We start from the raw sequence: 6,390 nt of genomic DNA on the forward strand, positions 1-6,390 counted from the left end.
AGGCGCTTGGGGGCGAGCGCAAATACTCGCTCGTAAGCTTCGACGGCGATTATTTTATCAAGGATTAACGAGGATTTCGTATCGCCGCCCGCCACTTGTACCGCTTTACGGCATGCGAGCTGCCGGGCGGCACGTTAGAATTTTAAATTTACCGCGCGGCTGCGGCAGATGAAGTGCGCCTCCTCTAATCTGCGCGGACTTGCATTTCAAATTTTATCGTGCGACTGCGACGGGGCGACGTAGATGCGATTTTGAAATTTATCTCGCCCATCCCGCTGCGTGAAATTTTGTCGCAAAACGGTTAAAATTTTGAGGTGCGCTAAATTTTACAAGCTTTTAACCGCGCAAAATTTCGTCTTGCGGACGCGGAATTTGCTGCGTCGCATGAAATTTACCGCGACATGCGTCGCAAAATTTTATCTCAAAGCGCTTGAGGAATTTTTGCGACGGTTAAATTTAGCGCAAGGTGCGATAAAATTTTATCGCAAACGCGCCGTCTGCGGCGTGGATACGAATTTTTACGACGTGAATTTAAACCGAAGGAGTCAATATGCCAAAATTTAAAATCAAGCGCGTTTATGAAAAACTGAGTGAAAGTGACGGATTTTTGGTGCTTTGCGACAGGCTTTGGCCGCGCGGCGTGAAAAAAGAGGCGCTGCCGATCGATATGTGGGCGAAAGAGATAACGCCGAGCACCGAGATACGCAAGCTTTTCGCGCACAAGCCCGAGAATTTTGCCCATTTTAAGGAACTTTATCTAGCCGAGCTTTCGCAAAATCCCGCTGTAGCGGAGTTTTTGAAAGTGCTCAAAGATAAGCCGCTGGTTACTCTGCTATACGCCGCGAAGGACGAGCAGTGCAACCACGCGATGATTTTACGCGATTTCTTGCAAAGCAAGGTGTGATAAAGGAGCTGTTTTGCAAACCGAGCGGCGAAATTTACACCGCAATCCCGCGAAAATTTTGAAATTTTATAAAAAGCGGGGTCGTAATCCAAACAAAATCGCTCAAATTTATATATGCAAATTTAGAACTTGATTAATTTTTTAAATTCATTTTTTGTTACGCGAGCTGTAAATTTAAAGACGCAATCAATATAATTTCGCAACAAACTAAATTAATTTCTTACATCCGGCATTTTTAAATTTCATTTAAGAATTTGCCGCTAATATTCGCCCATAATTTTTTTAGAAGGAGCCAAAAATGGCAATTAGTGCAAGAAATCAACTTAACGTTGTGATCACAGAGGTAAAAACAGGTGCGGTAAACTCGCTAATCGTAGGCAAAACTAAGGGCGGCGATGTGCTAAAAGCGACCGTCACGACCGATTCCGAAAAAAGCCTAGATCTAAAAGCCGGCAAAGAGGCGGTATTTTTATTCAAAGCTCCAAGCGTCATCATCTCCAAAGGCGAGAACGATCTACGCTTAAGCGCGACCAACCAAATAAAGGGCAAAATCACCGCCGTTAAAGAGGGCGCGGTAAATGCCGAGATCAGCGTCAGAAGCGTCGGCGGCGAGAATTTAAGCGCAACCGTCACAAACGAATCGGTTAAGAATTTAGCTCTTAAAAAAGATGATGAAGTAACCGCAATTATCAAAGCTACTCAAATCATCGTCGGCGTGAAATAATCCCGCGACGGCGCGCGACGGCGATGTGCGCACTTTGAACATCGCAAAATAAAGGAGCGAAATTTCATCAATTTCGCTCCTTCCTCAAAACCTCTTTTGATAAATCAAATTTAATAGCAGCTCAAATCACGCCATAGACGGTCTTACCTCGGCTTTTATACGGCGTGCGTTTTGCGCAGAGCTTTGCGTCTATGCTACGCGAAAACCTACACATAGGGGATATCTTAAAACGTAGACCTGCCTTTGCTCTGCCCGCTCACTTATATCGATTTGCTTTCATATTTTGTGCGCTCGCGACGCCGCTTTGCGCAGTAGCGACCGACCCTCGCGCGGATGCCAGCACCGAGACTGAACCGATCTAGATCAAAGCGGTATGCGCTAGCCGCACCCGCCGATAAACAGCAGCACGGACAGATCATCGAACCGCTCGCCTCGTCCTAAACCAGGGCGGTTTTTGAGCTTTTGTCGATCGGTTCGTTAAAAGAGGCGATTTCGCGGTTAGAAAATTTTACTCTTGCGCTTGCAAAATTTCAGCTCATCGTCTCGAGTAGCAGGCATTTGCTTTGCTAAATTTGATACTCGCCGGGGCTTAGTTCACCTCGTAAAAGTTTGCCAAAGCGTGCGGCTGCGGCATCTACGGCATCATCTCCAAACTCGCCGGGCTCAAACCCACCGCTGATAAACGGCACGGCAAAGTCCATCCCGCAGTAGTTTGCCGCAATCTTAAGCGGCGTTAAAATTTCATCCATGCTAAAGCCGATTGCACCCTGCTTAGAGTATTCGCCAAGCGGAGTACTAGCGCTTAGCGCGAGCTGCAAGACCTTGCCTTTAAGCGCGCCCGAAGCCACCAGCTCGTGCGAAAAGACGATGTCAATATAGGCCTTTAGCATAGACGGTACGTTTAGCCAATACATTGGGTACAAAAATACGATACGATCCGCATTCGCTAGCGTATCTTGCTCTGTGCGGGCGTCTATGCGCGCAATGTCCAAGCCGTAAAGCCCCTCCAAATGGCGCACTTCCACGCCGGCGGTGCCCTTTGCGACCTGTGATAGGGCTTTGTTCACGCGCGAGGCGGCGAAATTCGGATGCGATAAGATCACGAGCGTTTTCATGTTGTTTCCTTTGTTAAAATTTTGAAAAATTATATCACCAAAAGGCTAAAAGTAGATTAAGAGGGCTTGCGAAAGCGAGGCGTTATTTTGCTTATGAAGGTCGGAGTTTGTACGTCGCAATCACTATGAGCGCTCTCGCGCCACTTCAAAGCACACACCACAAAGTGTTTTCACGCTCGCGACGCAAAGCAAACCCCTGCGCTCGCCTAAACCTCCAAAACCCGCCTAGCGATAAGGCTTTGTGCGCCTGCTTCTTTTACGCTGCAAAGCATTAAATTTCGCTGCTCAAAAAATGCCTCCAGCCGCTCGCCCCCATCTAGAACGATCTCGCTTACGATCCGCCCAACGCTCGGCAAAAAGCGCCAAATGCCGTTTTCACTCTGCAAAAACAGCGACCTTTCGTCCGCGCTAAGGCGCATCTGCTTAAATTTAACTCCCGTATCCCACTCTCTCCGCGCTCCATCCGCGCCGAGCATTAAAATTTTACCCGAGAGTGTCATCCGCGCGCCCTCGCCGTGCCCGTCGCAAATTTTAGCGGGGACGTAAATTACGGGGTGAAAGTACCAATTTCCCGCATTATCAAGCTGCGCGGCGTCAAAGGTGCCGACCTCAAAGAGTATCTCTACCCTATCTTTTGCGACGTCGTATCGCTGCACGCAGCCCCGCACCGGCGATGCGATGAGATAGCGCCCGTCGCTGCCGCGCAGTAGCAGGCGACAACCCTCATCCTTCAGCCGCTTTTTGCTCACGCCGCCCTGCGCGTAGTTAAAGGCCGCAACGCTGCCGCCTGAGCGGTTTAGTAAAACAAGCGTGCCCTGCTCGTTCCCCGCGACGAAGTCGGAGTATTTGGGCACGCCTTTTTCATATTTTTCCTCTATCTGCAGCGAGCCCCTATGCAGGCGGTAAATTTTACTATCGGTCACGGCGAAAATGTGCTGCGCGTCCGCGCTAAAATGCATGCAGCGCACGGCGTTTCGAAGCAGCGCGCTAGCCGTTTCCTCGCCCGTAGCAAAGCTCATGCGGCGCAGGTGCATAGAGGCGTAAGAGCTGCCCCAGCCGTCCGCGATGTAAAATACGTCCGCGTCGAACGGATCCTGCGTAGGCGCGATGCCGCCGAACATACCGTTTTCAAGTCGCTTCCGCCATAAAATTTCAGTTCTGAGTTTTAGCCGTGCCATTTTTCTCCTTTGCGCGCGCAGCTGCGTAAATTTTATAAATCTGCTCGCTGCGGGCGGGTTTTAAATTTAGCTCGCATAAAATTATATCACGAGCCGCTAAATTTAAGGCTCTTCGTGCGGCTCGTTTCGCGCACAGCTGCGACGCGGAGCAAAATTTCATCCAAGCAAGGATAAATTTATGAAAAAAGATTAAAATTTAGCCGCGATTTGGGCTACGAGCCCGAAAATTTCAAAAAAAGGACACGATATGCAGAGAAAAACACGGATCGAAGACGAGTTCAGCACAGAGGATCGCGAGCGCAAAATTACGCTGCAAGCGGGAGATGCGGCGCCCGAGTTTAGCTTGCAAAACGCCGACGAAGCGAGCGTCGCGCTAAAGGACTTCGCGGGGAAAAAGGTCGCGCTGTATTTTTACCCCAAGGACAACACCCCCGGCTGCACGACCGAAGCATGCGAATTTAGCGCCGTGTACGATGATTTTATCGCCGCAGATTGCGTGATCGTCGGCATCAGCCCCGACAGCGCCAAATCTCACGCGGGCTTCATCGCCAAGCAAAGCCTAAAGCACATCCTGCTGAGCGATCCGCAGCACGAGGTAGCCAAGCTATACGGCGCGTGGCAGGTGCGCAAAAACTACGGGCGCGAGTATCTGGGCATCGTGCGCTCGACCTTTCTGATTGGTGCGGACGGCAAAATTTTAAAAGTCTATAAAAGCGTCAAGGCAAAGGATCACGCCGCAAAAGTGCTCGCGGATCTACTAGCTGCGGGGAAATAAAGCGCCAAACTAGTGTTTTGAAATAGAGCCCGGCGCATTGAGCACTAAGCGTTAATATGAAATTTATGCACTGAAATTTGCTATGGAATTTCGGCGTAAAATTTAAGCGCCGAAGCTTCGGCATTAAAATTTGGCCTTGAAATTTTGTCTTAGAATTCCGTCGCTCAGTTGAAAATTAAATTTTTGAAGCGGAGCTCTAAGTGCGATTTTAGCGGCAAATTTTATCGCCCCAAACCAAAATTTTAAAGGAAAAATATGAAAAATTTAATCATCCTGGCTCACCCCGACATTAAAAATTCGATCATAAACAAGCGGTTTTTGAAAGAGGCCGCCGCACAAAATTTCGCCGTGCGCGACCTAGCGCGCGAGTATCCTAGCGGCGAAATAGACGGCGAGCGCGAGCGCGCGATAATCAAAGCTCACGACGCCTTGGTGTTGCAATTTCCGCTGCACAATTTCTCCTCGCCCGCGATTTTAAAAAGCTGGATCGACGCGACGATGACGTATGGGTTTGCCTACGGGCGCACGAGCGAGGGCATTCGTGGGCGCGCCGTGGCGCTGGCGGTGAGTGCCGGCATCAAGTGCGCCGACTACGCACCTAGCGGGCGGTATCATTTCACGATGGAGCAGATTTTAGCGCCGTTTGAGCTCGCATTCCGTTACTATTTTCATGCCGACTGGCGCGGATTTTTCGCGTTTTACGGCGCCGAGGAGACGCCGGGTGTCGATTATCAAAGTAGCACCGAACAGATAGAAAAAGGCGCGGCGGAGTACGCGGAATTTTTAAAAAATTTAGGCACAAAGAGCGCGAGTAAAAAATTTTAAGTTAAAACCAAGCTAGGTTTTGGGGCTAAATTTTAAATTTAGACTTTTTTGGGGCACACATTGCGCCTTTAGAATAAAGAAAGCTGCGATGAAATTTCAAACGGGATGCTTAAATTTAGCCCTCTCTGCTTGCCACGGGAATAAAATTCTGCCAAAGAATACAGCCTATTTTGCGGCTCATCTAAATCATCGAAATATAAAATTTGCCGCGGTTTAACGCGACAAGCTGCAAGAATGCGCGGTCGCGCCGTCTGCAAAGAGCGTTAAAGACGCGATAATGGATGAGCCGTAAAGCAGTCGCGGCAAAATTTTACAGCGCGCCTTTTGTCTAGCCAAGACGCTTGCTCAGCAGAGCAAAGCAAAATTTTATAGCCGCGCGGAATTCCGCCTACAAAATAAAATTTCACCTTGCCGGCGAAATTCCGTCCGCTAGATAAAATTCTGCCGAGCAAGGTAAAATTTCGCGGCGGAATGAACGAGCTAAATTTAAAATCAAATCTACGTGCGGAGCAGAAAGCGGCCGAGCTAAGCTCGCGCCCCCTCTGCCGCCAGCGTTATGATACACTTAACCACTTCGCTCGCCGCTTTTAAAGAGCTTACGGGCAGATACTCGTAGATCGAGTGGAAATTGTGCCCGCCGGTAAAGAGGTTCGGGCACGGCAGCCCCTTTGCCGAGATGACGGCGCCGTCGTAGCCGCCTCGCATAGGCTTGATCTTGGGCTCGATGTTTAGGCTTTTAAAAGCCTGCTTCGCAAACTGAATTGCCGGTGCATCGTCGTTTTTCAAAAAGTTATAGACGTTTTTATAGCGATCATTTAGCGAAATTTCGATCCGATCGCCCCAGATCGCGCGAAGCCCGTCCGCAGTTT

The 6,390-nt window shown here is 49.3% G+C and carries 8 protein-coding genes; 5 read left to right on the forward strand and 3 right to left on the reverse strand.

What is annotated here, in order from left to right; genetic code table 11:
* The first annotated feature begins 309 nt into the window (after positions 1 to 309).
* From Q0438_RS03180 to Q0438_RS03190, 3 genes are all read left to right on the forward strand, one after another.
* Positions 310 to 564, forward strand: a complete 255-nt coding sequence (locus Q0438_RS03180) for a hypothetical protein (protein ID WP_299187298.1) — start codon at positions 310 to 312, stop codon at positions 562 to 564.
* Entirely contained in the window at positions 551 to 904 is a 354-nt protein-coding gene (locus Q0438_RS03185; RefSeq protein WP_299187301.1) for a DUF488 domain-containing protein, read from the forward strand. Before Q0438_RS03180 ends, Q0438_RS03185 begins: the two co-directional genes overlap by 14 nt.
* Before the next feature lie 298 nt (positions 905 to 1,202).
* A complete protein-coding gene (locus tag Q0438_RS03190; protein WP_299187304.1) occupies positions 1,203 to 1,628 on the forward strand; it encodes a TOBE domain-containing protein in 426 nt (141 codons plus the stop codon).
* Positions 1,629 to 2,194: 566 nt separating this feature from the next.
* Here the strand turns inward: Q0438_RS03190 and Q0438_RS03195 are convergent.
* Together Q0438_RS03195 and Q0438_RS03200 are read right to left on the reverse strand one after the other, a co-directional pair.
* Entirely contained in the window at positions 2,195 to 2,743 is a 549-nt protein-coding gene (locus tag Q0438_RS03195; RefSeq protein WP_299187307.1) for an NAD(P)H-dependent oxidoreductase, read from the reverse strand.
* A 206-nt stretch (positions 2,744 to 2,949) separates the two neighbouring features.
* Positions 2,950 to 3,921 (reverse strand): hypothetical protein, encoded by a 972-nt coding sequence (locus Q0438_RS03200; RefSeq protein WP_299187309.1) that lies wholly within the window; start codon positions 3,919 to 3,921, stop codon positions 2,950 to 2,952.
* Between the two features lie 247 nt (positions 3,922 to 4,168).
* Between Q0438_RS03200 and bcp the strand changes: the two genes are divergently transcribed.
* Positions 4,169 to 4,696, forward strand: coding sequence for a thioredoxin-dependent thiol peroxidase (gene bcp / locus Q0438_RS03205; protein ID WP_299187312.1), 528 nt, complete (start codon positions 4,169 to 4,171; stop codon positions 4,694 to 4,696).
* 255 nt (positions 4,697 to 4,951) lie between these two features.
* The gene (locus Q0438_RS03210) at positions 4,952 to 5,521 is read left to right on the forward strand and encodes an NAD(P)H-dependent oxidoreductase (RefSeq protein WP_299187315.1); all 570 of its coding nucleotides are present in this window, start codon (positions 4,952 to 4,954) and stop codon (positions 5,519 to 5,521) included.
* A gap of 525 nt (positions 5,522 to 6,046) precedes the next feature.
* On the opposite strand, the gene Q0438_RS03215 is transcribed toward Q0438_RS03210, so the two are convergent.
* On the reverse strand, positions 6,047 to 6,390 hold a 344-nt coding region (locus Q0438_RS03215), incomplete at its 5' end, for a M20/M25/M40 family metallo-hydrolase (protein ID WP_299187318.1).

The organism is uncultured Campylobacter sp. (assembly GCF_938030785.1).
Taxonomy (GTDB): domain Bacteria; phylum Campylobacterota; class Campylobacteria; order Campylobacterales; family Campylobacteraceae; genus Campylobacter_B.